The organism is Mesorhizobium sp. B2-7-2 (assembly GCF_006440775.1).
Classification (GTDB): domain Bacteria; phylum Pseudomonadota; class Alphaproteobacteria; order Rhizobiales; family Rhizobiaceae; genus Mesorhizobium.
The window spans coordinates 15,809-42,709 of record NZ_VFTZ01000014.1 but is presented as its reverse complement, the minus strand read 5'-3'; the positions used below and the strand labels follow the sequence as shown (position 1 = coordinate 42,709).

The 26,901-nt window shown below is 65.1% G+C and carries 29 protein-coding genes; 13 read left to right on the top strand and 16 right to left on the bottom strand.

Features of this window, described 5'->3' with window-relative positions; genetic code table 11:
• The first annotated feature begins 94 nt into the window (after window positions 1-94).
• Window positions 95-844, top strand: coding sequence for an SDR family oxidoreductase (locus FJ425_RS19340; protein ID WP_140725443.1), 750 nt, complete (start codon window positions 95-97; stop codon window positions 842-844).
• Between the two features lie 9 nt (window positions 845-853).
• On the opposite strand, the gene FJ425_RS19335 is transcribed toward FJ425_RS19340, so the two are convergent.
• Window positions 854-1,492 (bottom strand): 2-dehydro-3-deoxy-phosphogluconate aldolase, encoded by a 639-nt coding sequence (locus FJ425_RS19335; RefSeq protein ID WP_140725440.1) that lies wholly within the window; start codon window positions 1,490-1,492, stop codon window positions 854-856.
• A 170-nt stretch (window positions 1,493-1,662) separates the two neighbouring features.
• Between FJ425_RS19335 and FJ425_RS19330 the strand changes: the two genes are divergently transcribed.
• The 3 genes from FJ425_RS19330 to FJ425_RS19320 all read left to right on the top strand — a co-directional run bounded on the left by FJ425_RS19330 (window position 1,663) and on the right by FJ425_RS19320 (window position 4,435).
• Entirely contained in the window at window positions 1,663-2,580 is a 918-nt protein-coding gene (locus tag FJ425_RS19330) for a rhodanese-related sulfurtransferase (RefSeq protein WP_140725436.1), read from the top strand.
• A 123-nt stretch (window positions 2,581-2,703) separates the two neighbouring features.
• On the top strand, window positions 2,704-3,435 hold the full coding sequence (locus FJ425_RS19325) for a tellurite resistance TerB family protein (protein ID WP_140725433.1): 732 nt from the start codon (window positions 2,704-2,706) through the stop codon (window positions 3,433-3,435).
• Window positions 3,436-3,673: 238 nt separating this feature from the next.
• A complete protein-coding gene (locus tag FJ425_RS19320) occupies window positions 3,674-4,435 on the top strand; it encodes an SDR family oxidoreductase (RefSeq protein ID WP_140725430.1) in 762 nt (253 codons plus the stop codon).
• 46 nt (window positions 4,436-4,481) lie between these two features.
• On the opposite strand, the gene FJ425_RS19315 is transcribed toward FJ425_RS19320, so the two are convergent.
• Together FJ425_RS19315 and FJ425_RS19310 are read right to left on the bottom strand one after the other, a co-directional pair.
• Window positions 4,482-4,826, bottom strand: coding sequence for an SHOCT domain-containing protein (locus FJ425_RS19315; RefSeq protein ID WP_210241696.1), 345 nt, complete (start codon window positions 4,824-4,826; stop codon window positions 4,482-4,484).
• 215 nt (window positions 4,827-5,041) lie between these two features.
• Entirely contained in the window at window positions 5,042-6,226 is a 1,185-nt protein-coding gene (locus FJ425_RS19310; protein WP_140725427.1) for a pyridoxal phosphate-dependent aminotransferase, read from the bottom strand.
• A gap of 82 nt (window positions 6,227-6,308) precedes the next feature.
• Between FJ425_RS19310 and FJ425_RS19305 the strand changes: the two genes are divergently transcribed.
• Genes FJ425_RS19305 through denD form a run of 4 tightly spaced genes read left to right on the top strand, consistent with a single transcriptional unit; the run spans window position 6,309 to window position 9,227 of the window.
• Window positions 6,309-6,995 (top strand): GNAT family protein, encoded by a 687-nt coding sequence (locus FJ425_RS19305; RefSeq protein WP_140542833.1) that lies wholly within the window; start codon window positions 6,309-6,311, stop codon window positions 6,993-6,995.
• Window positions 6,996-7,008: 13 nt separating this feature from the next.
• A complete protein-coding gene (locus FJ425_RS19300) occupies window positions 7,009-7,992 on the top strand; it encodes a cation diffusion facilitator family transporter (RefSeq protein WP_140542834.1) in 984 nt (327 codons plus the stop codon).
• 51 nt (window positions 7,993-8,043) lie between these two features.
• Complete coding sequence (locus FJ425_RS19295) at window positions 8,044-8,250, top strand: hypothetical protein (RefSeq protein WP_140725424.1); 207 nt, start codon at window positions 8,044-8,046, stop codon at window positions 8,248-8,250.
• 2 nt (window positions 8,251-8,252) lie between these two features.
• Window positions 8,253-9,227 (top strand): D-erythronate dehydrogenase, encoded by a 975-nt coding sequence (gene denD, locus FJ425_RS19290; protein ID WP_140725421.1) that lies wholly within the window; start codon window positions 8,253-8,255, stop codon window positions 9,225-9,227.
• Between the two features lie 148 nt (window positions 9,228-9,375).
• Here the strand turns inward: denD and FJ425_RS19285 are convergent, their stop codons facing one another.
• The 4 genes from FJ425_RS19285 to FJ425_RS19270 form a co-directional block, all read right to left on the bottom strand.
• Window positions 9,376-10,482 (bottom strand): nickel/cobalt transporter, encoded by a 1,107-nt coding sequence (locus FJ425_RS19285; protein ID WP_140632361.1) that lies wholly within the window; start codon window positions 10,480-10,482, stop codon window positions 9,376-9,378.
• 103 nt (window positions 10,483-10,585) lie between these two features.
• Window positions 10,586-11,254: a DUF1007 family protein gene (locus FJ425_RS19280; RefSeq protein ID WP_140632359.1), complete on the bottom strand. Its 669-nt coding sequence runs from the start codon at window positions 11,252-11,254 to the stop codon at window positions 10,586-10,588.
• 78 nt (window positions 11,255-11,332) lie between these two features.
• A complete protein-coding gene (locus FJ425_RS19275; RefSeq protein WP_140632356.1) occupies window positions 11,333-12,232 on the bottom strand; it encodes a LysR family transcriptional regulator in 900 nt (299 codons plus the stop codon).
• 2 nt (window positions 12,233-12,234) lie between these two features.
• The gene (locus FJ425_RS19270) at window positions 12,235-13,431 is read right to left on the bottom strand and encodes an amidase (RefSeq protein WP_140632354.1); all 1,197 of its coding nucleotides are present in this window, start codon (window positions 13,429-13,431) and stop codon (window positions 12,235-12,237) included.
• Window positions 13,432-13,970: 539 nt separating this feature from the next.
• On the opposite strand from FJ425_RS19270, the gene odc2 reads away from it, so the two are divergent.
• Together odc2 and FJ425_RS19260 are read left to right on the top strand one after the other, a co-directional pair.
• Window positions 13,971-15,104 (top strand): ornithine/lysine decarboxylase, encoded by a 1,134-nt coding sequence (gene odc2 / locus FJ425_RS19265; protein WP_140632351.1) that lies wholly within the window; start codon window positions 13,971-13,973, stop codon window positions 15,102-15,104.
• Window positions 15,105-15,447: 343 nt separating this feature from the next.
• Window positions 15,448-15,972, top strand: a complete 525-nt coding sequence (locus FJ425_RS19260; protein WP_246673401.1) for an N-acetyltransferase — start codon at window positions 15,448-15,450, stop codon at window positions 15,970-15,972.
• A 144-nt stretch (window positions 15,973-16,116) separates the two neighbouring features.
• Here FJ425_RS19260 and FJ425_RS19255 read toward each other — a convergent pair whose 3' ends face one another.
• The 7 genes from FJ425_RS19255 to flhA form a co-directional block, all read right to left on the bottom strand.
• Window positions 16,117-16,401 (bottom strand): SCP2 sterol-binding domain-containing protein, encoded by a 285-nt coding sequence (locus FJ425_RS19255; protein WP_140632349.1) that lies wholly within the window; start codon window positions 16,399-16,401, stop codon window positions 16,117-16,119.
• A gap of 190 nt (window positions 16,402-16,591) precedes the next feature.
• Window positions 16,592-17,122, bottom strand: coding sequence for a hypothetical protein (locus FJ425_RS19250; RefSeq protein WP_095766351.1), 531 nt, complete (start codon window positions 17,120-17,122; stop codon window positions 16,592-16,594).
• 31 nt (window positions 17,123-17,153) lie between these two features.
• Complete coding sequence (locus FJ425_RS19245; RefSeq protein WP_140725418.1) at window positions 17,154-17,573, bottom strand: hypothetical protein; 420 nt, start codon at window positions 17,571-17,573, stop codon at window positions 17,154-17,156.
• Window positions 17,574-17,581: 8 nt separating this feature from the next.
• Window positions 17,582-18,151, bottom strand: coding sequence for a rod-binding protein (locus tag FJ425_RS19240; protein WP_224707822.1), 570 nt, complete (start codon window positions 18,149-18,151; stop codon window positions 17,582-17,584).
• Between the two features lie 70 nt (window positions 18,152-18,221).
• The gene (locus tag FJ425_RS19235) at window positions 18,222-18,608 is read right to left on the bottom strand and encodes a hypothetical protein (protein ID WP_140725415.1); all 387 of its coding nucleotides are present in this window, start codon (window positions 18,606-18,608) and stop codon (window positions 18,222-18,224) included.
• A 5-nt stretch (window positions 18,609-18,613) separates the two neighbouring features.
• Window positions 18,614-19,366 carry a flagellar biosynthetic protein FliR gene (gene fliR, locus FJ425_RS19230; RefSeq protein WP_140632344.1) on the bottom strand — a complete coding sequence of 251 codons (753 nt, stop codon included), beginning with the start codon at window positions 19,364-19,366 and terminating at the stop codon, window positions 18,614-18,616.
• The gene (flhA, locus tag FJ425_RS19225) at window positions 19,363-21,450 is read right to left on the bottom strand and encodes a flagellar biosynthesis protein FlhA (RefSeq protein ID WP_140725413.1); all 2,088 of its coding nucleotides are present in this window, start codon (window positions 21,448-21,450) and stop codon (window positions 19,363-19,365) included. The genes fliR and flhA overlap by 4 nt, the downstream gene beginning before the upstream one ends.
• 121 nt (window positions 21,451-21,571) lie before the next feature.
• On the opposite strand from flhA, the gene FJ425_RS19220 reads away from it, so the two are divergent.
• Window positions 21,572-21,871 carry a putative quinol monooxygenase gene (locus FJ425_RS19220; RefSeq protein WP_140725410.1) on the top strand — a complete coding sequence of 100 codons (300 nt, stop codon included), beginning with the start codon at window positions 21,572-21,574 and terminating at the stop codon, window positions 21,869-21,871.
• A 13-nt stretch (window positions 21,872-21,884) separates the two neighbouring features.
• On the opposite strand, the gene FJ425_RS19215 is transcribed toward FJ425_RS19220, so the two are convergent.
• Window positions 21,885-22,358 carry a MarR family transcriptional regulator gene (locus FJ425_RS19215; RefSeq protein ID WP_140725407.1) on the bottom strand — a complete coding sequence of 158 codons (474 nt, stop codon included), beginning with the start codon at window positions 22,356-22,358 and terminating at the stop codon, window positions 21,885-21,887.
• A gap of 62 nt (window positions 22,359-22,420) precedes the next feature.
• Here FJ425_RS19215 and FJ425_RS19210 point away from each other — a divergent pair, with 62 nt between their 5' ends.
• Together FJ425_RS19210 and FJ425_RS19205 are read left to right on the top strand one after the other, a co-directional pair.
• The gene (locus FJ425_RS19210) at window positions 22,421-23,149 is read left to right on the top strand and encodes an NAD(P)-dependent oxidoreductase (protein WP_140725404.1); all 729 of its coding nucleotides are present in this window, start codon (window positions 22,421-22,423) and stop codon (window positions 23,147-23,149) included.
• A gap of 232 nt (window positions 23,150-23,381) precedes the next feature.
• Window positions 23,382-25,163 (top strand): chloride channel protein, encoded by a 1,782-nt coding sequence (locus tag FJ425_RS19205; protein ID WP_140725401.1) that lies wholly within the window; start codon window positions 23,382-23,384, stop codon window positions 25,161-25,163.
• 63 nt (window positions 25,164-25,226) lie between these two features.
• On the opposite strand, the gene FJ425_RS19200 is transcribed toward FJ425_RS19205, so the two are convergent.
• Window positions 25,227-26,870 carry an MFS transporter gene (locus FJ425_RS19200; protein ID WP_140632328.1) on the bottom strand — a complete coding sequence of 548 codons (1,644 nt, stop codon included), beginning with the start codon at window positions 26,868-26,870 and terminating at the stop codon, window positions 25,227-25,229.
• Window positions 26,871-26,901 lie beyond the last annotated feature (31 nt).

Genomic DNA, 26,901 nt, shown 5'->3' with positions numbered 1-26,901 from the left:
GCACCTGAGAGGATTAGGCAAGAGGACGCGAGGATCCGGCGCGCGAAGTAGGTCGGTTGATGCCATGTCTAGGTCGCCAAGAAGGAGACCTGGAATGACGACGCAAAAGAACGCGCTGGTTACCGGCGCCAACAAAGGTATCGGGCTTGAGACCGCCCGTCGGCTGGCCGCCATGGGATTCAAGGTTTGGCTCGGTGCTCGCGACGCCGAGCGCGGCGAGGCAGCGGCGCAGGCGCTGCGCGGCGAAGGGTTCGACGTCGAGTGGCTCGAACTCGACGTTACCAGCAACGATAGCGTGGCGGCTGCGGCCAAGACAGTCGCGGCGCGGGCGCCTGCCTTGGAGGTGCTGGTCAACAATGCAGGCATTGCACCCGGCTATGTCGAGGCGCTCGGCCCGGACGGCCGCTATGAGCGGCCGCCGAGCCGCGAGAGTGTAGATGACATGAAAGCCACCTATGACGTCAACGTCTTCGGCCCGGTTCGGGTCACACAGGCGTTTCTGCCGCTGCTCCTGGCAACGCCCGCAGCCCGGGTCGTCATGGTCAGCAGCTATATGGGCTCGATCGCGCGCGCGTCCGGCGACAGCCAGTCGCCCAATCTCATGAGTTATGGCAGCTCGAAGACGGCGCTCAATGCCGTCACGGTGGCTTTCGCCAGGGAACTTTCGCCGCGCGGCATAGCGGTCAACGCCGCTGCTCCCGGTTACACTGCGACAGACCTGAACGGGGGCAGGGGGCACCGCACTGTCCAGCAGGCGGCCGAGATCATCGTGCGGCTGGCGACGCTGGAGGCCGGCGGACCGACGGGCGGCTATTTCGACGAGAACGGCCCGTTGCCCTGGTGATCCGGCGGATTAATTGGCGAGCTTGCTTGCCTCGCGTGCGAGCGCTTCGATCTCGTCCCACTTGCCGGCCTTGATGAGATCGTCGGGCGCGACCCAGGAGCCACCGACGCAGATGACGTTGGGCAGGCTCAGATAGTCGGCGGCATTCTTGGCCGTAATGCCGCCGGTCGGGCAGAATTTCACGTCGGCGAGCGGCGAGGCGAAAGCCTTCAGCGAAGCGATGCCGCCGGACTGCTCGGCCGGGAAGAATTTCAGGAAGCGCAGGCCGGCTTCGCGCGCGGCCATGATCTCGCCGGGCGTGATGGCGCCGGGCAGTAGCGGCACGGGGCTGTCCTTGGCCGCGTCGAGGAGCTGGCCGGTGATGCCGGGGCTGACGATGAATTTCGAACCGGCGCGGGCTGCTTCGTCGAACTGCTTCGCGTCTAGAATGGTGCCGGCGCCGACCAAGGCTTCCTCGACCTCGGCGGCCACACGGCGGATCGCTTCCAGCGCATCGGCGGTCCGTAGCGTGATCTCGATCGCCGGAAGGCCACCGCGCGACAAGGCACGGGCGAGTGGCACCGCGTCCGCGACATTGGCGATCTTCAGCACCGGGATGACCGGTTGACCGTTGAGAAGCGACAGGAGCTTTTCAGTCTTGCTGGTCATGTGCTGGTCTCCATCTCGATCATTTTAAACCGATTAGCAGAAGGGATATGCCAAGTCCACGAAGGCAGGCGTGTCGCGATGCCGCGCAACGGATCGCCGCCGGCCTTTGAGGCTCCTCCGCCTTGAAACCGCTTTCACCACGGTCTAGTGGCATGACCATGACAACAGCCATGGAAATTCAGCCAGTCCGCGTCGCCGCGCTCTATAAATTCGCGCGGCTCGGCGGATACGAGGCCCTTCGCGCGCCGCTTGCCGCCTTCTGCTGCGGCCGCGGCATCAAGGGCACGCTGCTTCTGGCGCATGAAGGCATCAACGGCACCGTTGCCGGCAACGAGGACGCGATTGCCGCGCTGATCGACCATCTGCAAGCCACCGAAGGCCTTACCGGTCTCGAAATCAAATACAGCGCCGCCGCCGAAATGCCGTTCCACCGCATGAAGGTGCGGCTGAAGCGCGAGATCGTCACCATGGGCGTCGAGGACATCGATCCGGCGGCGAGCGCCGGCACCTATGTCGCGCCGGCCGACTGGAACGCGCTGATATCGGATGCCGACACGCTCGTCATCGACACGCGCAACGCCTACGAAGTCTCGCTCGGCACTTTCCAGGGCGCGGTCGATCCCAAGACCACCAGCTTCCGCGAGTTCCCCGCCTGGGTCGAGCAGCATCGTGGAGAGCTCGAAGGCCGCAAGGTGGCGATGTTCTGCACCGGCGGCATTCGCTGCGAGAAGGCGACGGCCTATGTGAAATCGCTCGGCCTCAAAGACGTCTTCCATCTCAAGGGCGGCATCCTGAAATATCTGGAGGACGTGCCGGCCGAAGAGAGCCTCTGGCAAGGCGAATGTTTCGTGTTCGACGAACGGGTCTCCGTCTCGCATGGTCTGGTCGAGGGGGAGGCGGAGCTCTGCCGGGCTTGCCGGCATCCGCTGACGGTCGAGGACCGGCTGTCGCCGAAATACGCAATCGGCGTCTCATGCCCGCATTGCTTTGAGGCGCGGTCCGACGAGGATCGCGAGCGCTATGCCGAACGCCACCGCCAGGTCAAGCTGGCGCAAGCGCGCGGCGGCAAGCGCCATATCGGCAATTAGAGCGGCCAGCTCTGCGAGCGAAAAGCTGCCCCCGTCATTGTAATGTCGATGCACGGGGCCTACCTCTTGCCGGTCCGAAACCCTGCCCGGGCGCGTTCGGCCGGGCCCATTCTGGAGGCATTGATGCTCGATCCCAAGAAGCTGCTCGACGACCTTCTCGGCTCGCAAATCCCCGGGACCGGCTCGACTGTCCGCGACAAGGCGGGGCAGGCGGTGCAGATGGCAAAGGACAATCCGCTCGCCGCCGGCGCGCTGGCAGCCGTGCTGCTCGGCACCGGCACTGGCCGGCAGGTGACGGGCGCGGCCGTCAAGCTCGGCGGCCTGGCTGCGATCGGAGGCCTCGCCTGCAAGGCTTATCAGAACTACAAGGCCGGCAAGGAGCCGGCGCAGGCACCAGCAGCCGGCCAGCCGGAACTGTTACCACCGCCGGCCGACACGGCCTTCCACCCCTCGCAGGCGCCGCAGGGCGAGGCCGAGTTCACGCTGACGCTGGTCAGGGCGATGATCTCGGCGGCGAAGGCCGACGGCCATGTCGACGATGACGAGCGCAAGAAGATCGCCGACAAGCTCAAGCTCGCGGGCATCGGCGCCGAAGCGGAAAAGTTCCTGCTTGCCGAGCTCGAAAGCCCGCTCGATCTCGACACGCTGGTCGCCGGCGCCAAGACCGATGCGCAGAAGCTCGAACTCTACACCGCCTCGCGGCTTACCATCGATCCCGACACGCGCACCGAGCGCGGTTATCTCGACCTGCTCGCCGGCCGGCTCGGCCTGCCGGACGCCCTGGTCGATCATGTCGAGGCGACGGTTTCGGCGGCCAAGGTGCCGGCAGGAACGGCGCCCAATTCACCGTGGTGATTCGGCTTGGTAAACGTCTTTCGGGGACGCCTTGCCGGTCGTTAATCTTCCGTTAACCCAGCAAGCGCATCATTCTAATCAGTCGGACCGGCTTTTCCTCCTCCCAAGCGCGGTTCAGATCGGGGCGGTCGCCAATGGCCGCCCTTTTTGTTGGCCGTTTTTTATCGCCAGCAGCGGCTTGCCATCATCCCTGTCATTTGCGATGCCACGTCTTTCCATCCATGACCGGAGGACGGCGATGACAGCCATAGCAGAGAAGACCGCCATCGTTACCGGCGCCGGCACCGGCATCGGCAAGAGCGTCGCGACGGCGCTGCTCAAGGCAGGCTGGAACACGGTGTTCTGCGGCCGCCGCAAGACGCTGCTGGAAGAGGCGATCGCCGATGCGGGCAAGACGCAAGCCAAAGCATTGGCCATCGCCTGCGACATCAGCAAGGCCGACGAAGTCGACGACATGTTCGAGACCGTGCTCGAAGGCTTCGGCCGCGTCGACCTGCTCTTCAACAATGCCGGCATGGGCTACAAGTCGACACTGATTGACGAGATCCCGGTCGAGGTCTGGAACGACGTCGTCGGCGTCAACCTGACGGGATCGTTCCTGTGTGCTCGCGCAGCCTTCGGCGCCATGCGCCGGCAGAAGCCGATGGGCGGCCGCATCATCAACAACGGCTCGGTGTCTGCCTATACGCCGCGCCCGGGCTCAGCGCCCTATACGGCGACCAAGCACGCGATCACCGGGCTCACCAAGACGCTGGCGCTTGACGGCCGGCCCTTCGACATCGCCTGCGGCCAGATCGACATCGGCAATGCGCTGACCGAGATGGCGCAGCCGATGACGGTGGGCGTGCCGCAGGCCAATGGCTCGATCGCCGCCGAAGCGGTGATGGATGTGCAGCGCGTCGCCGACGCGGTGCTGCATATGGCCAGCCTCCCGCTCGACGCCAATGTGCTGTTCATGACCGTGATGGCGACGAAGATGCCGTTTGTCGGGCGCGGATGAGCCGGCGGCGCCGGGCCTAACCGCTCACACTTTTCCTGGAATTGCTTTAGTCGCCGAGCACTCGGCGGCGTTCCTCGAACTCGTTCTTGTCGATCTCGCCGCGCGCAAAGCGCTCCTTGAGAATGTCGAGAGGCATGCGACCCGGCGACGTCTGATGGGGTGGCACCGCGCCCGGCCCCCGCTGCCAGCGGGTGACGGCACCCACAAGGACGACGAAAAAGAGGATCATGAACAACGGACCGAAAATCATCGCCCAACCTCCGCCCCACCACATCATCCCAGGACCATAGGCATATCTGTCGGCATCCAATGCCTGTGCACACGCGGCCCCGGGGACAAGGGCCAAGACGCCGCTGATTGCGGCCGCCGATTTCATCAAGCCTTTGCGCATGGGGTCTGTCCTGACGTTGCATGCGTAATCCTACGACGTGGGGCAGTCCGGCACCTTGCGCTGGATCAAACACGTGCCTGCGCCCGGTCATCATGCGGTGACGATGTTTGCAAAGACCATGCCGGCGGACTCCGGCCGGCCGCAAGGATGCAATAATGGTGGCTCGGGGCGAGCCACTCACCAGAGGGGAACATCGCCGACCGAGGGAACCGAGCTCACTTTGCCAAAAACGCCTCGATCCGCTCCAGCGCGCGCAGGATGTTCTCCTCCGAATTGGCGTAGGAAAGCCGGATATAGCCTTCGCCGAGCACGCCGAAATCGGGGCCGCCGATCAGCGCCACGCCGGCATCCTCGAGTAGCGCCGAGGCAAGCTTCTTGGCCTTCCAGCCGGTCTTCGAGACATTGGGGAAGGCATAGAAGGCGCCCTTCGGCGTGATGCAGGAAATGCCCGGCAGCGCGTTCAGCCCTTCGACCACGATCTTCCTGCGGTTGTCGAAGGCGCGCATCATCTTTTCGACGTCGTCCTGCGGGCCGTCGATCGCGGCGATGCCGGCATACTGGCTCGGCGCGTTGACGCAGGACCAGCAGTTCACCGCCAGCTTGCGAACCTTGTCGTAGAGATGCGCACCCTTGTCGCCGTTCGGCCAGATCGACCAGCCCATGCGCCAGCCGGTCATCGCCCAGGTCTTCGACCAGCCGTTGAGCACGATCAGCCGGTCGCGGATCTCGGGGAAGTTGAGTAGCGAGCAGTGGGTCTCGCCATCATAGGTCATGACGTCGTAGATCTCGTCGGACATGATCGCGACCTCAGGGTGCTTCTCCAGGCCCTTGACCAGCTTCTCGATCTCGGCCCGCGGGGTGACGCCGCCGGTCGGATTGGCGGGCGAGTTGAGGATCAGCAGCCTGGTCCTGGGCGTGATCAGCGCCAGCGTCTCGTCGGCCGAGAAGGCAAAGCCGTTTTCCTCGCGGATCGGCACCGGCACCGGCGTCGCGCCGGTGAACTCGATCATCGAGCGGTAGATCGGAAAGCCGGGATCGGGATAGAGGATCTCGGTGCCGGCCTCGCCGAACATCAGGATCGCGGCGAACATGGTCGGCTTGCCGCCGGGCAGGATCATCACGTTCTCGGGCGACACCTCGACACCGGTGGTGGTCAAAGTGCGGCGTACCACGGCCTCGCGGGTGGCCAAGAGGCCGTTTGCCGGCGTGTAGCCATGGTGGCCGTCGCGCAGCGCCTTGATCGCCGCCTCGACGATGTGCTGCGGCGTCTTGAAGTCGGGCTGGCCGATGCCGAGATTGACGATATCGCGACCCTGATGGGCAAGCGCGGTAGCCCTCGCCAGCACCGCGAAGGCATTTTCCTCGCCGAGACGGTCGAAGGCCGCGATCGTGTGGAGCATTTTTCCCGTCCCTGTGGTTCTTTCTGTGAGCGAGCGTTTTTGTGACCGTCCGCCAGCAAAAGTCAAACGGATTGGAGTGGTCGTGTCGGAAGATCTGAAGAATTGGCAGCCGCGCCCGCGGCCGGAACGAAAGCCGATCGAGGGACGCACGGTCAGGCTCGAGCCGCTGAGCGCGGCAAGGCATGGCGATGGTCTTTACCAAGCGTCGTCGGTGCCCGACGCCGGCGGACGTTTCGCCTGGCTGCCGGACTATCCGCCGGAGACCCGCGCGGCCTTCCAGCCCTGGCTGGACAAGGCCGAAGCGAGCGAGGACCCGCTGTTCTTCACCGTCATCGACAGAGCGACCGGCAAGATCGCCGGGCGTCAGACGCTGATGCGCATCGACGCCAATAACGGCGTCGGCGAAATCGGCAACATCTATTGGGGTCCGCTGATCTCGCGCAAGCCGGCCGCGACCGAGGCGCAGTTCCTGTTTGCGAAATACCTCTTCGACGATCTCGGCTACCGCCGTTACGAGTGGAAGTGCAACAACCGCAACGAGCCATCGAAGCGCGCCGCCGAGCGCTTCGGCTTCAGGTTCGAAGGCATCTTCCGACAACACCTTGTGGTCAAGGGTGAAAACCGCGACACGGCGTGGTATTCGATCATCGACAAGGAATGGCCGGCCTTGCGCAACGCCTATGAGGGCTGGCTCGATCCGGCGAATTTCGACGGAGCAGGCGGCCAGAAGCGGCGGCTCGAGGATTTCCGCGCTGATTTCGGCGCGTGACAGGAGTTCAGCGATGGCGCATGACCATGGCTCGCACGATCACGGCTTGGCCGGTTCCGGCCATGTGCATGGCTCGACCGACAAGAAGCGGGTGCTGATCGCGACCTGCCTGACCGCGGGCTTCATGGTCGCCGAGGCGCTGGGCGGCTGGCTGACCGGATCGCTGGCGCTGGTCGCCGATGCCGGGCACATGCTGGCCGACGCCATCGCGCTCGGCCTTGCCTGGTATGCCTTTCACCTGACAGGCCGTCCGGCCACCGGCCGCCTCACCTATGGCTTCGCCCGGGTGAAGACGCTGGTCGCCTATACCAATGGCATCGCCATCTTCGTCATTGCGCTCTGGATCGTCTACGAGGCCTGGGGGCGGCTGATGAACCCGGCGCCGGTGCTCGGCGGGCCGATGCTGGTGGTGGCGGTGGCAGGCCTGCTGGTCAACATCGCTTCCTTCTTCGTGCTGCATGGCGGCGATCGGGAAAGCCTCAACATGCGCGGCGCCATCCTGCATGTGCTGGGCGACCTGCTTGGCTCGGCCGCGGCAATCGCGGCAGCGCTCATCATCCTGGCAACCGGCTGGACGCCCATCGATCCGATCCTGTCGGTGCTGGTGTCGCTGCTCATTCTGTCGACGGCATGGTCGCTGATGCGCCAGGCGGCCCACGTCCTGCTCGAAGGCGTGCCGGCCAGCCTCGATCGCGACCTGATCGCCAAGGACATCGAAGGCGCGGTCAAGGGCGTGCGCGAGGTGCACCATATGCATGTCTGGTCGCTCGACGGGACCAGCAACATGGCGACGCTGCATGCTTGCCTGAACGACGGCGTCGATGCGCATGCCGCGGTGAGCGCCATCAAGAAACGGCTTGCGGCCGAGCATGGCATCGAGCATGCCACTGTCGAACCCGAATTCGGCCAATGCGCGGACAGCCATGACGAGCACGACCACCATCATGATCACGACCATGCGCATGATGCGCCGCGCGATCGCCGGCACTATCACTGATCGCGGCGTGATGATGAACCCGAACAGCCTCGAACCGAAGACCGCCAGCTGATGGATCGTGACACCCGCAACGCGGCGATCGCCGCGGCCGTGATACTGCTCCTGTTCGGCCTCGCAGCCTATTTCCTGCCGGTCATCATGCTGGCCGCGGGCAAGGTATCGATGGTGTTGGCAGCCGTTATTGCCGTCATCTTCATGGTGGCGTTGTTCGTCGTCCTGTGGCTGCGCGGACGCAGCCAGCGCAAGAAAGGTCTCTGAGGATGAGAATTCTGATCACGGGCGCCGCCGGCATGGTGGGCCGCAAGCTTATCGCACGGCTGGCCAAGGACGGCGCCTTGCGCGGGCGCAAGATCACGGCGCTCGACCTGCATGACATCGCGGCGCCGCCGGCGCCGGAGATCGCCGGCGTCGATGTTTCGATCCACACCGGCGATCTTTCCGCGCCCGGCGCCATGTCCGCTCTCGTGGCTCCGCGCCCGGATGTGATCTTCCATCTGGCGGGCATCGTCTCGGGCGAGGCGGAGGCTAATTTCGACCTCGGCTACCGCGTCAATCTCGACGGCACGCGCGCCCTGTTCGACGCCGTGCGGCTGGCGGCGTTCGCGCCGCGCCTCGTCTTCACCTCGTCGATCGCCGTGTTCGGCGCGCCGTTTCCGGATGTCATCCCTGACGAATTCCATCCGACGCCGCTCACCTCCTACGGCACGCAGAAGCAGATGAGCGAAGCGCTGCTTGCCGACTATACGCGGCGCGGTTTCTTCGACGGCATCGGCATCCGGCTGCCGACGATCTGCGTCCGCCCCGGCAAGCCGAACAAGGCGGCGTCGAGCTTCTTCTCAGGCATCATCCGCGAGCCGCTCGCCGGCCAGGAGGCGATCCTGCCGGTGCCGCGATCGGTGCTGCATACTCATGCCAGCCCGCGTTCGGCGGTGAATTTCCTCATCCATGCAGCCGAGATCGACGGCGACGGGGTTGGTCCGCGCCGCAACCTCACAATGCCGGGCGTCGCCGTCACAGTCGGCGAGCAGATCGAGGCGCTGGAGCGCATCGCCGGCGCCGAGGTCGCGAAGCGGATCTGCGAGCAGCCCGACGAGACCGTCTGGTCGATTGTCAAAGGCTGGCCGACGCGGTTCGAGGCCAGGCGGGCGAGGGAACTCGGCTTCGCCGCCGAAAGCAGTTTCGACGAAATTATCCGCGCGCATATCGAGGACGAGCTGGGCGGAAAGGTGCATTGATATTCAGGTGAGGCCGGCCTGCAAATGGCAGCCTCCTGCGCTTCCGGTGCTCACGTACTTAAGTACGCTCCGCTCCGGTTCTCGGAAGCCACCATTTTCGGCTCGGCCTGACCTGAATCTCAACGCACCTTGGCGAGCCGGCCTTAAATCAGACGCCGCCAGACAGGCTGGCCGACAACAGCAGCAGGCCGACCAGGAAGATGAAGGCCGCGCCGCCGATCTCGACGATCGAATGGATGCGGTTGCCGAGGCGTCCGTCGCCGGCGAAATAGACGGCCCAGTTCTTCGCCAGCACCGCTATCGTCGCCAGCGCCGAGACGGTGATCGCGGTGCCGATCGACATCGCCAGCACCGACAGCAGTCCGCCGACCCACAGGCCGTTGAGCAGCGCGAAGCTCAGCACGATCAGTGCGCCGGAGCAGGGGCGGATGCCGACGGCGGCCACCGCCGACCAGGCCGTGCGCCAGTCGAAGCGGTCGCCCGAAAGCATCGCCGGGTCCGGCGCATGCGAATGACCGCAGGCGTCGCAGACTTCGCCTGGGCCATGGTCGTGGTGGTCGTGGTCGTGATCGGCGTGATCGTGATCGTCATGCTCGTGCAGTGCATGCGCATGAGCGTGCGAATGCCCTGCATGCCCGCCATGCGAATGACCGGCATGAGCGGCCGACAGGCTGTAGGCAGGCGTCCTGCCGAACAGGCGCAGGATCGACGGCCCGAGCTTGCGCCACAAAAGCCAGGCGCCGAACAGCGTCACCAGCACGTAGCTCGAGATTTCGAGGAACCAGGCCGCGTCGGTCATCGAGATCGCGGTGCCGCGCAGCACGAAATAGGCAAGCATCATGACGACCACCGCCGTCAGCCCCTGCAGCATCGCCGAGACGAAGGAGAGCATGATGCCTCGTCTCAACGCCACTTCGTTGGCGACCATATAGGAGGAGATCACCGCCTTGCCATGGCCGGGGCCGGCGGCGTGGAAGATGCCATAGGCGAAGGACAGGCCGATCAGCAGCCAGAGCTTGCTGCCGTCCTGGCGCATCGCCTTCATGGCGGCCGCCAGCGAATGGTAGAACTCCTGCTGACGCAGATTGATCCACATCAGGATATGGGCGAACGGACCCGTTGCGGTCGGCGCCATGCCGTCATTGGTGCCGATGCCGAGCGAACTTTGCGCGTGCGCGACGACAGGCATATGGGCGATCACCAGGGTGGCGGCCAAGAGGCCGAGCGCTAAGCGGATTTTCGTGGGATGCCCCACGAATATCCGCTTGGATTCCCTTGTTTGTCGCAGCTTCCGATCGCAAAACCGTGAGACACTTTTGCAGAACCTGCTTGCGCGCAGCGACGGTTTCATCACCAAATCATCCTTCCGGCGGGCAGTTCAACTCGAGCTTGGTGGCGAAGATCTTGCTCATGTTGGTGCCTGTCGGATCGTTGAAGAACGCCTCCGTCAGGGTCTTCTGGTTTTCCTTGATCGCCTCGTCAGGATCGGGCCGGATGACCTTTTTGGTGCAGGTCGATGGCAGGCCTTCGACGGCAAGGTTGGCGTCGTCGGTGAAGTCGATCGCCGTATAGAAGGTCGGATCGTAGACGCCGATGTCGACTTTGCCGGCGAGCTTGATCGGCGTCTTCGGCTGCGACTCGAACAGGATGATCAGCTGGTCGTTGTCGAAGTTCGCCATCAGATGCGGCGGCGGCACCATCGGCACGTCCTTGCCGTCTTGGGTGACGAGCTGGAAATAGTTGAACTCGGCCAACGAGGAATGGACGGTGTCGGCCACTTCCTTGAGCTCTTTGTCGTCAAGTTTCAGATCGGAGTTCTTGTCGAACTCCATCATCACCGTACTCGAAAAAAGGTCATCGAAGCGCCAAAGGTGACGCAGCGCCGTCACACTTTGGTGATCCTGGCTGAGGATGACGTTGAGGCGAGCCTCGGCGAAGACATGCGGGTGCACTTCGGCCTGCTCGACCGAGGCGAATGTGGCCGCGAGGACCGAAGCCAGCATGGTTGCTTGCCGTTTCAGATGCATTCCGGGCCGCGATTCCATCGACTTCGGGAGTGAGACCCGAGAGTTAACATAAAGGGGGCGAAATTGGGACGCGGGTTATCACGCTGCGTCGCGCGTCTTGAACCACTGCACCAGGAAATCGACGAGGACCCTCACCTTGGCCGGCAGATAGCGGCGGTGCGGGTAGACGGCGAAGATGCCGGTGCCCGCCAGGAGACGATCGTCGAGCGCGGTGACCAGCTTGCCGGACGCGACGTCGGGGGCGGCGACGAAATCCGGCAGCATGGCGAAGCCCAGGCCGGAGAGCGCGGCGGCTCTTGCCACGATCGGGCTGTTGACCTCGATCGGGCCCGAAACGGCGACGCTGATGGAGTCTTCGCCTTCGCCCTTGAAGCGCCAGTTGGCCAGCGAGCGGCCGTTGGTGTCGACGATGCAGGGCATGTTGGCCAGATCCTGCGGCCGTGTCGGCTTGCCGTGCCTGGCGATCAGCTCCGGCGACGCGCAAAGCCTGACCGAGAACGGCGCCAGCCGCCTGGCGATCAGCGAGGAGTTCTCCAGCCGCGAGATGCGCACGGCAAGGTCGAAACCTTCCTCGACCAAGTCGACGAAGCGGTCGTCGAGATGGATGTCGAGCACGATGTCGGGGTGCTGCCTGGCGAAGTCGACCAGCGACTGACCGATCGGCGCATCGGCGAAGGTGCGGGCGGCCGACAGCTTGATCCTGCCGCGAACGTCGCCGGAAGACTGGCGCACAGCCTCGGCGAGGCTGTCGACCTCACGCACGATCTCGGAGGCGCGCTGATAATAGGTGTGGCCGGCTTCGGTCAGCGAGAACTGGCGCGTGGTGCGGTTGAGCAGCAGCGCGCCGAGCTCGTCCTCCAGCTCGCGCACATATTTCGACAACAGCGCCTTGGAGCGGCCGATCTTGCGCGCCGCGGCCGAAAAGCCTTCCGCCTCGACCACGTCGATGAAGGCGCGCATGCGCGTCAATGTGTCCATGGTCAGACCTTTCGTGCCGCGTCGAGAATCCTGCGGCCGAGCCGTATCAGGGCAACGTCGCTGCCGGAAGGGCCGAGCAGCGAAAGGCCGAAGGGCGCGTCGTCGACGGAGCCGACCGGCAAGGTGATCTGCGGAAAGCCCGAAAGACCGGAAAGACACAGGAGATGCAGCGCCCTTTCGCGATAAGCCTGAAACTGTTCGGGCGTGCTTGAAGCGAGCGGCGCCGCGCCGGGAACGGTGGGCAGCACCAGAAAGCCATTGTTGCCGAGCAGCGCCGCGAATTCGGCCCGGAACGCCAGGCGGCGCGCGGCTTCGGTGGCGGCAGTCTTGGCGTCGATGGTGCGGCCGAAGCCGAAACGCTCCTCGACGCCCGGGCTGAGCCGGCCGCCGGCCGAAATCCAGGGACCATGCTCGCGCCAGGCCTCGAAGGCCTGCAGGCGGCGGAAGCACCAGTAAAGCTCGTCGGGGAACGAGGCGAAAGCGTATTCGGTCTCTACCGGCTGGCCGATCACGCCGGCGGCCAGCGCCTTCATGCGCGCATATTCGGCGGCTTCGGCCGGACCCGTGACGAAGGCGTCAAGCCAGCGGATCGACAGCGGCCGGTTGAGCGGGTGCTGGTGCGGGTCGCGGCCAAGCAGCAGCTTGCCGACCGTCTCATAGGTCTCGATGTCGTCGGCGAACCAGCCGAACGTGTCGAAGCTCGATGCCAGCTTCATCGCGCCGTCGAGCGGGATGCGGCCATGGCTGGTGCGCAGTCCGATCAGGCCGCAGAAGCTCGCCGGCGCGCGGATCGAGCCGCCGGTGTCGGAGCCGGTGGCGATGTTCGCCAGCCCGCCGGCAACCGCGGCCGCCGAGCCGGAGGAGGAGCCGCCGGTGACGCGCCCGGGCGCGGCGGGATTGACCGGGTAGGGGAAATGCGCGTTCTGGCCGAACAGCGAGAAAGCCAGCTCGTCGGTCTGGGTCTTGCCGACGAATCGCGCGCCGGCGTCGAGGATCGTCTGCACCGCTTGCGCCGTGCTCGAGGCAGCGTGCGCCTCCTCGAATTTTTGCGGGTTGCCGCAGCCGGTGCGGTAGCCGGCGACGTCATAGATGTCCTTGACGGCAAGGCGAAGGCCTGCGAGCGGGCCCAATTCCGCATTCGCCACAGGCATTTGGCGCAGATCGAGGAAGGCGTTGAGCGGTGCTTGAGTTCCTGGCATCGTTCGATATCCGGATACAGTGCGGCAAGCATTGTTCGATGCCAGAAATTTTACAACCTGCGCATACGATTTTTATTGATTGTGAAATCCTTCGCTCCTATATCGCGCTTGCCCAAAGTCGCACGTGCCTGTGGGTGTCCGCCGATCCTCGAATGGTGAGGGCAATCGGTAAGGTAACTGGAGCCAACCCCTCCAGTCGGTCAGTGGCCAACCACAAGACCGAGGACACCTTGAAGCAACGACGGTGCGGGCCTTTCTGGTTCTCTTCCGGTTGTCCAAAGACCGGGGTTACTAAAGAGGCACACCTTCATTGCCGGCAGTGCGGACGGGTCTCCCATCCAAGCCAAGGCAGACAAAGCGAATCGAGGCCGGGCAAGGCCAAGGTTCATCGCCGCGAGACGGCATTTCATGGTTCCGGGGTCTCCACCGGCTGGTCCCATGGAATTGACGTCCCGCCTTTGTCCACCGCGTGTTCGCGAGGCCGACAGCCCGCGTCTCGCAGCCTTATTGCGCGCCGAAAGGCGTTATGGAGAGACCCGATGGCCACCCAGCGCATCCTTGATTTCCTCGCCACCCGACGTCCGAACGGCCCCTGCCTCGTCGTCGACCTCGATGTCGTGCGCGACAATTTCCGCGCCTTCGAGAAGGCGTTGCCCGATTCCAAGATCTACTATGCGGTGAAAGCAAACCCGGCGCCGGAAATCCTGCGCCTGCTTGCTGCGATGGGCTCGTCCTTCGACACCGCATCGGTTGCCGAGGTCGAGATGGCGATGGATGCCGGCGCGCCGGCGGACCGCATTTCCTTCGGCAACACCATCAAGAAGGAGCGTGACATCGCACGCGCCTACCAGCTCGGCATCCGCCTCTACGCCGTGGACTGCGTCGAAGAGGTCGAGAAGATCGCCCGCGTCGCTCCCGGCTCGCGCGTGTTCTGCCGCGTGCTGACCGACGGCGAAGGCGCGGAATGGCCGCTGTCGCGCAAGTTCGGCTGCGTGCCGGCGATGGCCGTCGACGTGCTGCGCCATGCCAAGGGCCTCGGCCTCGACGCCTATGGCGTGTCGTTCCATGTCGGCTCGCAGCAGACCGACCTGTCGGCCTGGGATCGCGCGCTGGGCGACGCCAGGAAGGTGTTCGCGACGCTCGCCGAGGAAGGCATCGTCTTGAAGATGGTCAACATGGGCGGCGGTTTCCCGACCCGTTACCTGAAGGACGTGCCGGCGGCCCAGGCCTACGGCCAGGCGATCTTCTCGGCCCTGCGCAAGCATTTCGGCAACGCGCTGCCCGAGACGATCATCGAGCCGGGACGCGGCATGGTCGGCAATGCCGGCGTGATCAAGTCGGAAGTCGTGCTGATCTCGAAGAAGGCCGACAACGACAATGTGCGCTGGGTGTTCCTCGACATCGGCAAGTTCGGCGGTCTCGCCGAGACAATGGACGAGGCGATCCGCTATCCGATCGTCACGCGTCATGACGGCTCGGAGACCGCGCCCTGCGTGCTTGCCGGCCCGACCTGCGATTCGGCCGACGTGATGTATGAGAAGACGCCTTATCCGCTGCCCTTGTCGCTGACCATCGGCGACGAGGTGCTGATCGAAGGCACCGGGGCCTACACGACCACCTACTCGGCGGTCGCCTTCAACGGCTTCGAACCTCTCCGATCCTACGTGATCTGAGCAGTTCGCAAGAAACCGCTCAGATCAAACCGGCGCGGGCGCCTGTCGCCCGCCCGGGCTCGCTTGTGGGACAGATCTCCGCTCGTGAAGGATCGCGGACATGGAATACCTGACCAAATCGGCCTTCGCGGCCACTGAAATTGCCCCCTCGTCCGGACCGTCGGCTGAGCTTTTCTCCGCGGGGGAGAACGGCTCGACGGCAGCGCTTCTCGGCGCATTTTCTTACGGCGAACCGGTTTCCACTTCGCCTGAAAATGCGTTTGCGCCCTCCCTGGCCCTGCGGGCACAGGCTGGCTCGCGCGGCGCGCCGGACGAGGGGGCCGCCCAGGCGCCTGCCTTCGTCATCCTTGGCGAAGGCGCGGGCGACGTCGCGGCGCGCGAAGCGCTGCTCGACCGCGCCATGGGGCCGAAGCGCAAGAAGAAGTCATCCGAGAAGCTGCGGCGCGGCCGCCGGCCCTCGGAAGGCCTGGCCTTTGTCGCCCGCGATGCGTCGGGCGCGGTCGTCGGCACGGTGCGGCTGTGGGATGTGAGGCTGGGCGAAGGCGGTCCGGCAGCGCTGCTGCTCGGCCCGCTCGCGGTCGAGCCGGGCTTGAAGAGCGGCGGCATCGGCTCGGCGCTGATGCGGCATGCACTCGCTGAAGCCGCGCGGCTCGGCCACGGCGCGATCCTGCTCGTCGGCGATGCGCCCTATTACGGGCGGTTCGGCTTTTCGGCCGACCGCACGGGAGCGCTTGCCATGCCCGGCCCCTATGAGCGGCACCGGCTTCTGGCGCTGGAGCTGAAGGAAGGCGCGCTGGATGGCGCCAAAGGCACGATCAAGGCCGCCGGCCGCAAGATCAAGGGACAGGCGCTGGGCTTCGTCGCCTGAAGCCTTTGTTTTCACGCAATTCCGGACGGAAGGCTACGGCGAAGGCGCCGAGCCTAACCGCTACGCACTTTTCCTGGAATTGCTCTAGGTTCGACAAAAACAGCAACGCCGCCCATCGGGCGGCGTTGCTGTTTTTGCAAAGGGTCAGCCGAGCAACTGGCTAAGCGCCATGGCGACGGTCATGTCGCCCTCGACCTTCAGCTTGCCGGACATGAAGGCCATGGTCGGATTGAGGTCGCCGGCAATCAGCGAATCCAGATCGTCGAGCGACAGCTTGACGGTGCAGTCGGCCGGCGCATCGGTGGTCGAGACGGTCGCACCGTCGATGACGATGACGCCGTCGCTGCCGGTGTCGAACTTGACCGAATGTTCGAAGCCGGCGCTTGCCACGCGCGACTTGATCTTGTCGGCAATCTCCTGAACGCCCATGGCGGTTCTCCTCGTTGGTTGCGTTGACGCGCACCGGCGCTTGGCCGCTGGGCGAGGTAGACGCGCCGCGCTCAGCGCGACCACAGGCGCATATAGCTTCGAGTTGACGTTTACGTCAACGCGGTGACCCTGCGTCATATCGCTTAGGGGAACTGGGCCATGTCTATCGCCGCCGGACGCGGCCAGGCAGTCAATGCTCCGGCGCCGCCTGGAAAGGCTTGGTCATCGCCGCCGCGGTGTCGCCGGCATTCTTGCGGCGCCGAAGCGCGTTGTCGCGGATATCGTCCTTGGACAGGAAGTTGACCTGGTCGATCAGCACCTCGTGCACCAGCTCGACGCCGACGCGGGTGTTGATGGTGTCACGGATCGACTTGCGGAAAGCGTCGAGATCGATCGATTCCTTCTTGGTGAAATCGATCTGCGGGTTGGAATAGAGATAGGAATAGACCTGGTCGGTCATCAGCGCCTGCGCCGGGATCGACAGCTTCTTTATCTGGTCCGGCTCCACCGTGTAGACGAGCTTGGTGAGGAAATAGCCCTCGATCGTGCCGTCGCGCAGCAGCGGCACCGAGATCATGTCGGTCTTGACATAGTCGAGGCCGCCCAGCATCGGCTTCGGCGGCTCGGCCGCGCCGCGCTGGCCCGCCGCCTGGAAGGAATAGAAGACCGCGCCGAGCGTCACGGCGCAGATCCACAGCGCGGCGGCGATGAATTTTATCACCGGGTCTGTCCTTGCGCCTCGACCATCTCAATCAGGCTCGCGCCATTCCGAACTCACCGGCCGAATAGGTGCCGTCGGTATCGGCGCGCTGGATGGCATTCCTCAAAAGCGTGGCGACTTCGTTGACCGCGTTGAGATGGGCAAGGATCGCCGCCTCGTTCCTGGCCAGCTTCTGGCGCAGCCGCAGCAGGCCTTCGCGATGCTGCTCGAGGAATTCGATCTCGTTGGCGCCCTTCATGGCGCGGTTCAGCTCGTAGAGATACCGGCTCTTGCGCGCGTTCGAGGCCTTGAGATCATAGGCCGTTCCGCTGCGGATGCCGGCGGTTTCCTCGTCCACGACTTCCTCGATGCGGCCGATGATGGCGGCGAGGTTGCCGGGTCGCGCGGCGGCGTGCGCCTCCAATGCGTTGGTGCGTGTGGGAAGGTTGGAAAGGTCCGTTTGGTCGGCCATGTAGGTCCCTAGATCTTAATATCTGTTTTTATGGTCGTCTCGTCGCCGGTCATCGACCGTGCTGCTTTGCGCTCAAGCTCCTCGATCATCGAGGTCGAAAGCCGGGTCTGCCGGTCGATCTCGGTTTTCTGCGCTCCGCCGGCGACGGGGCCGACCGGCACCTTGTGCTTGCCGTCAAGATAATGGTCGGCAAGCATGGATCTGGCGATGCCGATGCCGCCATGCGCGGCCATGACATCGGCCACCTTTTCGGCGAGCTGCGACTTCCACATGTCGCCGGCCAGGCCCTTGCCGTAAACGCCCTCGGTGTCCTTGGGCATCATGTTCTGGATGAAGGTCGTCAGCACCATCGCCTCGAAGCGCTGGAACTTCTTCGCCGGATTGGCGGCTTCCGCCTTGTCCGCCGTTGCACGCGAGAGAATGGAGCCGGCATCAACCGTCGCGGGGGGATCGAGCGCGAACGGTGCCGAGGCGCCATTCGCCCTTCTCGCGAGCGCTGCCCGCGCGGCCTCGACATCGGCCGGCTCCGCTGCGCGGGCGACGTCCATGACGATGTCGCTGGGTGGGGAAATGGCCAAGAAAGTCCGCCCTTTGCCGGTTTTGTTAGTTGCACAATGACTGAAGAAGCTTGTGGCAGGCTTGCGATGATCAGCCGTCGGAGGTTCGCTTCTGCATGATCAGATCGAGGCGCTCGCGGTCGGAGCGTTCGCGCTCGTCACGGCGGCGCTCGTCCTTGTAGGCGCGCTCGACCATGTTGGTGCGCGCCGTCGCGGCGGCGATCAGCGCCGCTTCCTGGCGCGCATTATCGAGGTTCTGTTGCTGCCGGCCGAGCGCGTCGGTGATGCGCTTGTGGTAAAGCGCGGGGAAGAGGCCAGCCAGCGACCTGTCGGTGTCGAAATGCTCGATCAGCTCCTTCGCCTCCGCTTCCGCCCTGACGGCGGCGGCAAGGAAGCCGGCGTGGCGGGTCTCGTGCAGCGCCTTCAACTGTTCCTGCACCTTGACCAGTTTCTTCAGGCGGTCCTTTCGCGCGGTCATGGAGCCTATCTCGCCAGCGTGAGGTCGACGAAGCCGTCGACGAACAGCGACAGCAAGGTGCCGACGGCGAAATAGAAGATGATCATTCCGCCGGCGATGACGAAGGGCAGCGAGATGAAATAGACCGGGATCTGCGGCGTCAGCTTGTTGACGAAGCCGATCGTCAGATTGACCAGGATGGCATAGGCGACGAACGGGCTGCCGAGGCGGATGACCAGGAAGAAGGCATCCGACACGGTGTCGGTGACGTCGACCAGCGCCGCCTGCGGATTGAAGAATACGTTGACCGGAGCGACCGTGTAGGAGGCGACGAGCGCCTTGACGATCTCGTGGTCGAAGTCGAAGACGAAGAGCAGAAGCAGCGCCGAGAACGAGATGATGGCGGCAAGCGCCGCCTGCGGCTCGGGCTCCTCGATCGCCGGTCCGCCCGAGCCGCCATAGCCGATCAGCATGGCGATGGCCGAGCCCATGAAGCGCAGCGCCTCCATGTAGAGCCTGGTCATGGCGCCGATCAGCCCGCCGACCAGGAGCTCGGAGACGATCATCGGCGCCAGGACCTGCGGGCGGGGATCGACGAACGGGTAGATGCGGTCCCACAGGAAAGCGAGCAAGCCGCCGGTGGCGGCGAGCGAAACGAACAGCCGGACCTGCAGCGGCACGCGGGCGCTGGACAGGCCGGGCATCAGCATGAAGCAGGCGCCGATACGGCAGAAGGCGAGGAAGGCGGCGATGACGACGCCTTGCGAGAGCGCGTTCACGAGATCGTTCCGAGCACCTTGATCTCGACGCCCTTGGCGATCTCGACATGGCTGAGAACGGGAAGCGTCGTGAACAGCCGCTCGATGATCATGCGCACATAGGGACGGGCGTCGGGCGCGGTGACGAGCACGAAACGCTCGCCGGCCTCGAGATGCTTGCGGATCGCCTTGGTGGCGTCTTGGCCGAATTCCTCGAGCTGGCGCGGATCGATGTCGAACTCGCGCACCTCGCCCTTGGCGTCGCGCTTGAGGCTCTGATGGAAGGCGAGGTCCCAGCGGTTGCCGAGGCGCAGCACCTTGAGCGTGCCGCCTTCGGAGAGGTCGCCGCAGATCTGCTGCGCCATGCGGATGCGCACGTGCTCGACGATCTGCTCGGTGCGGCGCACATGCGGCGCGATCTCGGCGATCGCCTCGATGATCAAATGCAGGTTGCGGATCGAGACGCGCTCGGCGAGCAGCAGCTTCAGCACCGCCTGCAGCCCTGGATAGGAGATGTGCGAGGTGCATATCTCGTCGGCGAGCTTGCGGTATTCCGGGTCGAGCCGCTCCAAGAGCGCCTTCATGTCCTTGTAGGACAGGAGCTGCGGCAGGTTGTTGCGGATAACCTCGGAGAGATGCGTGAGCAGCACCGACATATTGTCGGCGAAGGTGAAGTTCTCGCGTCTCAGATCCTCGGCGAAGGTTTCGAGCACCGAATAGGCGCGCATGCCGAAGGCCGGCTCGCGGATTTCCTCTCCGGGGATTTCCGGCACGCCACGCGTGCCGAGCAGCACCATGATCTCGCCGACGCGCATCTGGTATTCGGCGACCACAGTGCCGTGCACCTTGATCTGATAGCTCTTCGGCGGGATGGCGAAGTCGTCGGCGACGCGCACCTCCGGCACCACGAAGCCGTATTGCTGGGCGAATTTCTTGCGCATCTTCGACATGCGGAACACCAGTTCCTGGTGCGCCACCATCAGCCTGGTCGAAAGCTGCTTGCCGATCAGAAGCTCGATCTCGGCGGTGACCAGCGAGGCCTTGACCGAGTTCTTCTCCTCCTCGACCTTGTTCGCCTTTTCCTGCGTCTTCAGGGCTTCGGCGGCGGCGCGCTCGCGGCTCAGGCGCAGCGGGATGATGTAGCCGAGGCCGGCCATGCCGCCGGCAAGCGCGAAGAAGGGGAACAGGGGCAGGCCGGGCATCAGGCCGAGGATGACCAGCAGCGAGGCCGCGACGTAGAGCGCGCGCGGATGCGCGCCGAGCTGGCCGAACACCGCCTGGTTGGTCGAGCCGCGCGTGCCGCCCTTGGAGACGAGCATGCCCGCGGCGAGCGAGACGATGAGCGCCGGGATCTGGGTGACGAGGCCGTCGCCGACCGACAGCTTGATGAAGACGTCGGCCGCCTGGCCAAGGCCCATGTCGTGGCGCAGATAGCCGATGGCGATGCCGCCGACGATATTGATGGCGGTGATGATCAGGCCGGCGATGGCGTCGCCGCGCACGAATTTCGAGGCGCCGTCCATCGAGCCGAAGAAGGAGCTCTCCTCCTCCAGCTCGCGGCGGCGCAGCTGCGCGGTCTTCTCATCGATCATGCCGGCGGAAAGGTCGGCGTCGATCGACATCTGCTTGCCGGGAATGGCGTCGAGTGTGAAACGCGCGCCGACCTCGGCGATGCGGGTCGCGCCCTTGGTGATGACGATGAAATTCACCACGATCAGGATCATAAAGACGATGAGGCCGATGACGAAGTCGCTCGACATCACCAATTTCGAGAAGCCCGAGATGACATAGCCGGCGGCATGCGTGCCTTCGTTGCCGTGCGACAGGATCATGCGCGTGGTGGCGATGTTGAGCGATAGCCGCAGCATGGTGGCGATGAGCAGCACGGTCGGGAAGGACGAGAAGTCGAGCGGCCGCTGGATCCACAGCGCCACCATCAGGATCAGCACCGAAAGCGCGATCGAGAAGGCGAGGCCGATATCGATGAGGAATGCGGGGATCGGCAGGAACAGCACCGCCAGGATGAAGACGATGCCCAGCGCGAAGAAGATGTCGCGGCCGTTCTTGACCGCCAGGCCGGACGGTAGTGTTTCGCTGATCGCCATGTCGTCCTCAAATCCAGGGCCGCCACGCACAGGGCAGGCCGTTGACCGTAACTCTCCAAGCTTGCGCGAAAGTGGGAGAGCGGCTACGGCGCTTCAGCCACCTGTCGGAAGGGAAAATCGCATGCTCCTGATCATCGGCACGGTCCGCTTGCCGTCCGACAGGCTCGACCAGGCAAAGCCGGCGATGCAGCGAATGATTTCGGCGAGCCGCGCCGAGCCCGGCTGCCTCGGCTATTCCTACGCGCAGGATGTGCTGGATGCCGGGCTCATCCATGTCTCGGAGGCCTGGAGCGACCGTGCCGCGCTCGAGGCGCACTTCAAAGCGGCGCATATCGCCGAATGGCGCGCGAGCTGGGCCGAGCTTGGCATCGGCGAGCGCAAGCTCACGCTTTTCGAGACGGAGGGCGGCGTGCCGACCTGATCGTCCGAGGTATCTACAGCTGTGCCGCCTCAGCGGTCGCGACGGCGACCAGCCAGCGTCGCACGGCACGTTCCTCCTCGGCGGAGAGGCCGGCGGTCAGCTCGCCTTCCAATTTATAAACCCGCTCGCGGCATTTCTTCAGCAAGGCGCGGCCGCTGTCCGAGAGGTCGAGATGCTGGATGCGGCCGTGGACGGCATGCGGCCGGCGGACAAGCGAGCCGGCCTTTTCCAGATTGCCGACAATCACGCTCACCGTCTGCGGCGTCAGCACCGCGAGTCGGGCCAGATCGGCATTGGACAGGCCGGGATAGGCCGAGATCATGGTGAGGGCCGCGAACTGCGCCTGCGTCACGCCGAATTCATCCAGGGCCCTTTCCACCTTCAGACGATAGGCGCCGGCCGCCTGGCGCAGCAGATAGCCCAGATAGCCTTGCTCGCCGCGCTTGCCTTCACCGGCGGACGGAATGGATGGGTTCCCCTTGCGCATGATGTCAGGGCTCTTATATGTTGTTCGCACTCTGATATTATAGCAGCAAGGAGCGAGAGACGATGGGCCATCGCATTTTTCTTGCGGGCGCCTCGGGCGCTATCGGTCGCCGGCTGGTGCCGCAACTGGTGGCGGCAGGTCATCAGGTGACGGCGACGACGCGCCAAGAGGCAAAAGCCGAAAACCTTCGGGCGCTTGGCGCCGATCCGGTGGTGGTCGATGTGTTTGATGCAAACGCTCTGCGCGCCGCGGTCGTGGCGGCGAAGCCTGAGATCGTCATCCACCAGCTCACAGACCTGCCGGCCGGGCTCGATCCCTCCAAGATGGCTGAAGCAACTGTACGCAACGCTCGCATTCGCGACGAGGGAACCCGCAATCTCGTCGAGTCGGCGAAGGCGGCCGGTGCCAACCGGCTGATCGCGCAAAGCATCGCCTGGGTCTATGCACCGGGCGCAGAGCCGCATGCCGAGACAGATCCGCTGGACAGCGATGCGGTAGGCGGCCGCGCCGTGAGCGTCGGCGGCGTCATTGCGCTGGAGAAGCATGTGCTCGGCTCCTCGCCGATCACCGGCATCGTGCTGCGCTACGGCCATCTCTATGGACCGGGTACCGGTGCGGACAGCGCCGCGGAGCCGGCCGTCCATGTCGACGCCGCCGCTTACGCCGCGCTGCTTGCCGTCGAGCGGGGAGCGCAGGGCGCCTTCAATGTCGCGGAGCCGAACCGCCATATCGCGACCGACAAGGCCGTCGGCGAGCTCGGCTGGCGCGCTGGCTTTCGCCTGGCCGAATGAAGGAGTTGCCCTCGTGACCTTAGCTTCCCGAGACTGCTCGGCACCGCGCGCTGAACATTCCGGTACCTGACTAAGTCTATCTCCTTGGTCGCGGCGACAAGTCTTTCGTAACGCTATTTGGCGCAACGCCAAAATGGCGCCACATGCGGTCGGCATTGCGATTGCCACGCAAAGCCGCCGCGCGTATCAGGCACGGCAGTTCTTATCTTTCGCATACCGGCGAGCCGCTCCGTTGCCTGCCAGAAACGACCCAAAAGTTTACGCCCGCCGGCTTCGCGCGGTGCTGATCAGCTCGATCCCCGTGCTCGAGGCGCGCGGCATCGTGATCGTGCTGATGGCCGGCATGGTCGGCGTCATCGCGGGCGCGCTGGTCACCGGCATGAGCGCGTTGGTGCAAGGCATGCATTACCTGCTGTTCGACGTGCAGCCGGGCGGGCGGCTTTCGGCGATGTTCTCGCTCGCCGATCCGGTGCAGGCGATGTTCCCGGCGATCGGCGGCCTGCTGCTCGGCCTTTCCGTCATCTGGCTCAGAAAGCGCAAGTTCCGCACACCTGTCGACCCGATCGAAGCCAACGCCCTCTATGGCGGGCGCATGTCGCTCACCGACACTTTCATCATCGTGGCGCAGACGATGGTCTCAAGCGGCTTCGGCGCCTCGGTCGGGCTGGAAGCCGGCTATACGCAGATCGGCTCCGGCGTAGCTTCCCGACTTGCCCGCGCTTTCCGGCTGCGCCGCAACGATGTCCGAATGCTGGTCGGCTGCGGCGCGGCCGGTGCGATCGCCGCCGCCTTCGACGCGCCGCTGACCGGCGCCTTCTACGGTTTCGAGCTGGTCATCGGCATCTACTCCGTCGCCAATGTGGCGCCGGTGATGGCGGCGGCGATAGCCGCTTCGCTGACGGCGGAAATGTTCGGCGGCGTGCCGTTCCCGCTGGAACTCTCAGGTCTGCCGAATCTGACCGCCGGCGAGTATGTGCCGTTCCTGCTGCTGGGGCTGCTCGGCGGGGCTGCCTCGATCGCGATCATGCATCTGGTGAGCATCGTCGAGCGGCTCTTTGTGCGGTTGTCGATCGACGTGTCGGTCAGGCCCTTCATCGGCGGCATCTTCGTCGGCTTGCTCGGGCTGGTCACGCCGCAGGTACTCTCCAGCGGCCATGGCGCGCTGCACCGCGAGTTCGCCATGAATTATGCCCTTCCCGTGGTGGCGAGCGTCTTCGTGATGAAGCTGGCGGCCTCCGCCATCTCGCTCGGCTCGGGCTTCCGCGGCGGCCTGTTCTTCGCTTCGCTGTTCCTGGGAGCCTTGCTCGGCAAGGTCTTTGCCGGCGTCATGGCGCTGACCGCGCCGTCGGCCGGCGTCGACCCGGCGGTCGCCGCCGTCGTCGGCATGACCTCGCTTGCGGTGGGCGTCGTCGGCGGTCCGCTGACCATGACGTTCCTGGCGCTGGAATCCACCCGCGACCTGACGCTCACCGGCGTGGTGCTGGCGGCCTCGATCATGTCGGCGATCCTGGTGCGCGAGACCTTCGGCTACTCCTTCTCGACCTGGCGTTTCCACCTGCGCGGCGAGACGATCCGCAGCGCGCATGACGTCGGCTGGATGCGCAGCCTCACCGTCGGCTCGATGATGCGCAAGGATGTCCGCACCATCCCTGCCTCGACCACGCTCTCCGAATTCCGCAAGGAGATCCCGCTCGGCTCGGCGCAGCGGGTCATCGCCGTCGAGCAGGCCGACCAATATGTCGGCATGCTGCTGGTGCCGGAACTGCACAGCGATCGCTCCGATGGCGAAACGCCGGTGAGTGCGCTCGCCCAGTTCAAGGACGCGGTGCTGGTGCCGTCGATGAATGTCCAGACCGCCGCCGAGACCTTCCAGCGCACCGGGGCCGAAGAACTGGCGGTGGTCGAGGATTTCGACGAGCGCATCGTGCTCGGCCTGCTCACCGAAAGCCATCTGATGCGCCGCTATGCCGAAGAGCTCGACAAGGCGCGGCGGGATTTGTCCGGCGAAGGCTAGCCGGCTGATCTTTGATCTTCGGCGCATGTCGTTTGCCTGAAGCACGCTTCGGACGACGTGCCGTCAGTGATCGATCGGCCCCTTCGGCGAGACAAGCGTCGTGCCGGCGGTGGTTGGACGCTCAATCATGCGGCGCACGCGCGGCGGGTTGTCGCCGCTGTGCAGCGCGCGGATGCGTTCGCCGACCACGGCGTCGGCGTGGGTGGCGCGTCGGTTGTGGCGGATATACTCGACCCAGGTCGGCGTGTGGTAGTGCTCGATCCACACCGCCGGATTTTCGAGGTCGCGGGCCAAAGTCCAGTTGCGGGCGCCGTCACGGCGGCGGATGCGGCCGCGCTCGGCCATCGTCGCCAGGAATTCCGGTACGTCCTCCTCGCGGATAATGTACTCGATCATGATGGCGATGGGGCCGCTGCGCGGCTTGAGATCGAGCGCCAGCATCGGTTCCTTGAAGCGGTTTAGTGGATCGAGGTTGAGCACCGTCTGCCGCGGCAGCGGCAGGACGAAGCCGATGGCGCCGCCGGCGAGCATCGCGACCGCCGCAGCGGTCAGCGCGGTCTCGGCGCCATGCGCGTCGGCGACGACACCCCAGATCCAGCTGCCCAGCGCGATGCCGCCGAAGGTCGCCGTCTGGTAGATCGACAGCACGCGGCCGACCACCCAGCGCGGCGTCGACATCTGCACGGTGACGTTGAAATGCGAGAGCGCGATCACCCAGCAGGCGCCGCCGATGAGCAGGCCCGCCGATGTCTGCCAGGCATTGTGGCTGACTGCGGCGTTGAAGGCGCATAGCGCGAAGCCGCTAAAGGCCATGCGCACCATCGTCTCGCTCGACAGCAGCTGCCGCAGCCGCACGCTGATCAGCGCGCCGCCAACCGCGCCGATGCCGAAGGCGCCGAGCATGATGCCGTAGGTCAGCGCGTCGCCCTTGACGACATCGCGCGCCACCAGGGGAAGAAGCGCCAGCACCGCGCCGGCGCTGAAGCCGAAGGCCGAGCCGCGGACCAGCACCTTGGCGATGTTGGGCGACATGGCGACATAGCGCAGACCGGCGCCCATTGCCGCGCCAAGCGACTCGCGCGGCAGGGTTTGCTCGGGCAGCGCCGGCTTCCAGCGGGCGAGCACGACGATCAGGCCGACATAGCTGACGGCGTTGGCGGCGAAGGCGGCCGCCGCACCCGCGGCAGCGACGATGACGCCGCCGATGGCCGGGCCGACGCTGCGGGTGATGTTGAAGCCCAGCGAATTGAGCGCGACCGCCGCCGGCACCTTGGCGCGCGGCACCATGTCGCCGACCGAGGCCTGCCATGACGGGCTATTCAACGCCGTGCCGCTGTCGATCAGGAAGGTGAAGGCAAGCAGCGTCCACGGCGTCATCCAGCCTTGCCAGGTGAACAAGGTCAGAAGCGCCGAGACGACCAGCATGAAGGTCTGCGCCACCAGCATCACCTTGCGGCGGTTGAAGCTGTCGGCGATGGCGCCGGCAACGAGCGCGAACAGCATGATCGGCAAGGTGGTCGAGGCCTGGACCAGCGCCACCTGGTAGGGCGAGGTGGCAATAGTGGTCATCATCCAGGCGGCGCCGACGCCCTGGATCAGGCCGCCGAAATTCGACACCAGGCTGGCCGACCAGACGGCGCGAAAGATGCCGTGCCGGAACGGCGCCAGCGCGGAGACGCGTTCGCTTTCCGGCTCGTCGTCGATCATGGTTGCGCCTTCGTCCGCTATAGAGGCTCGC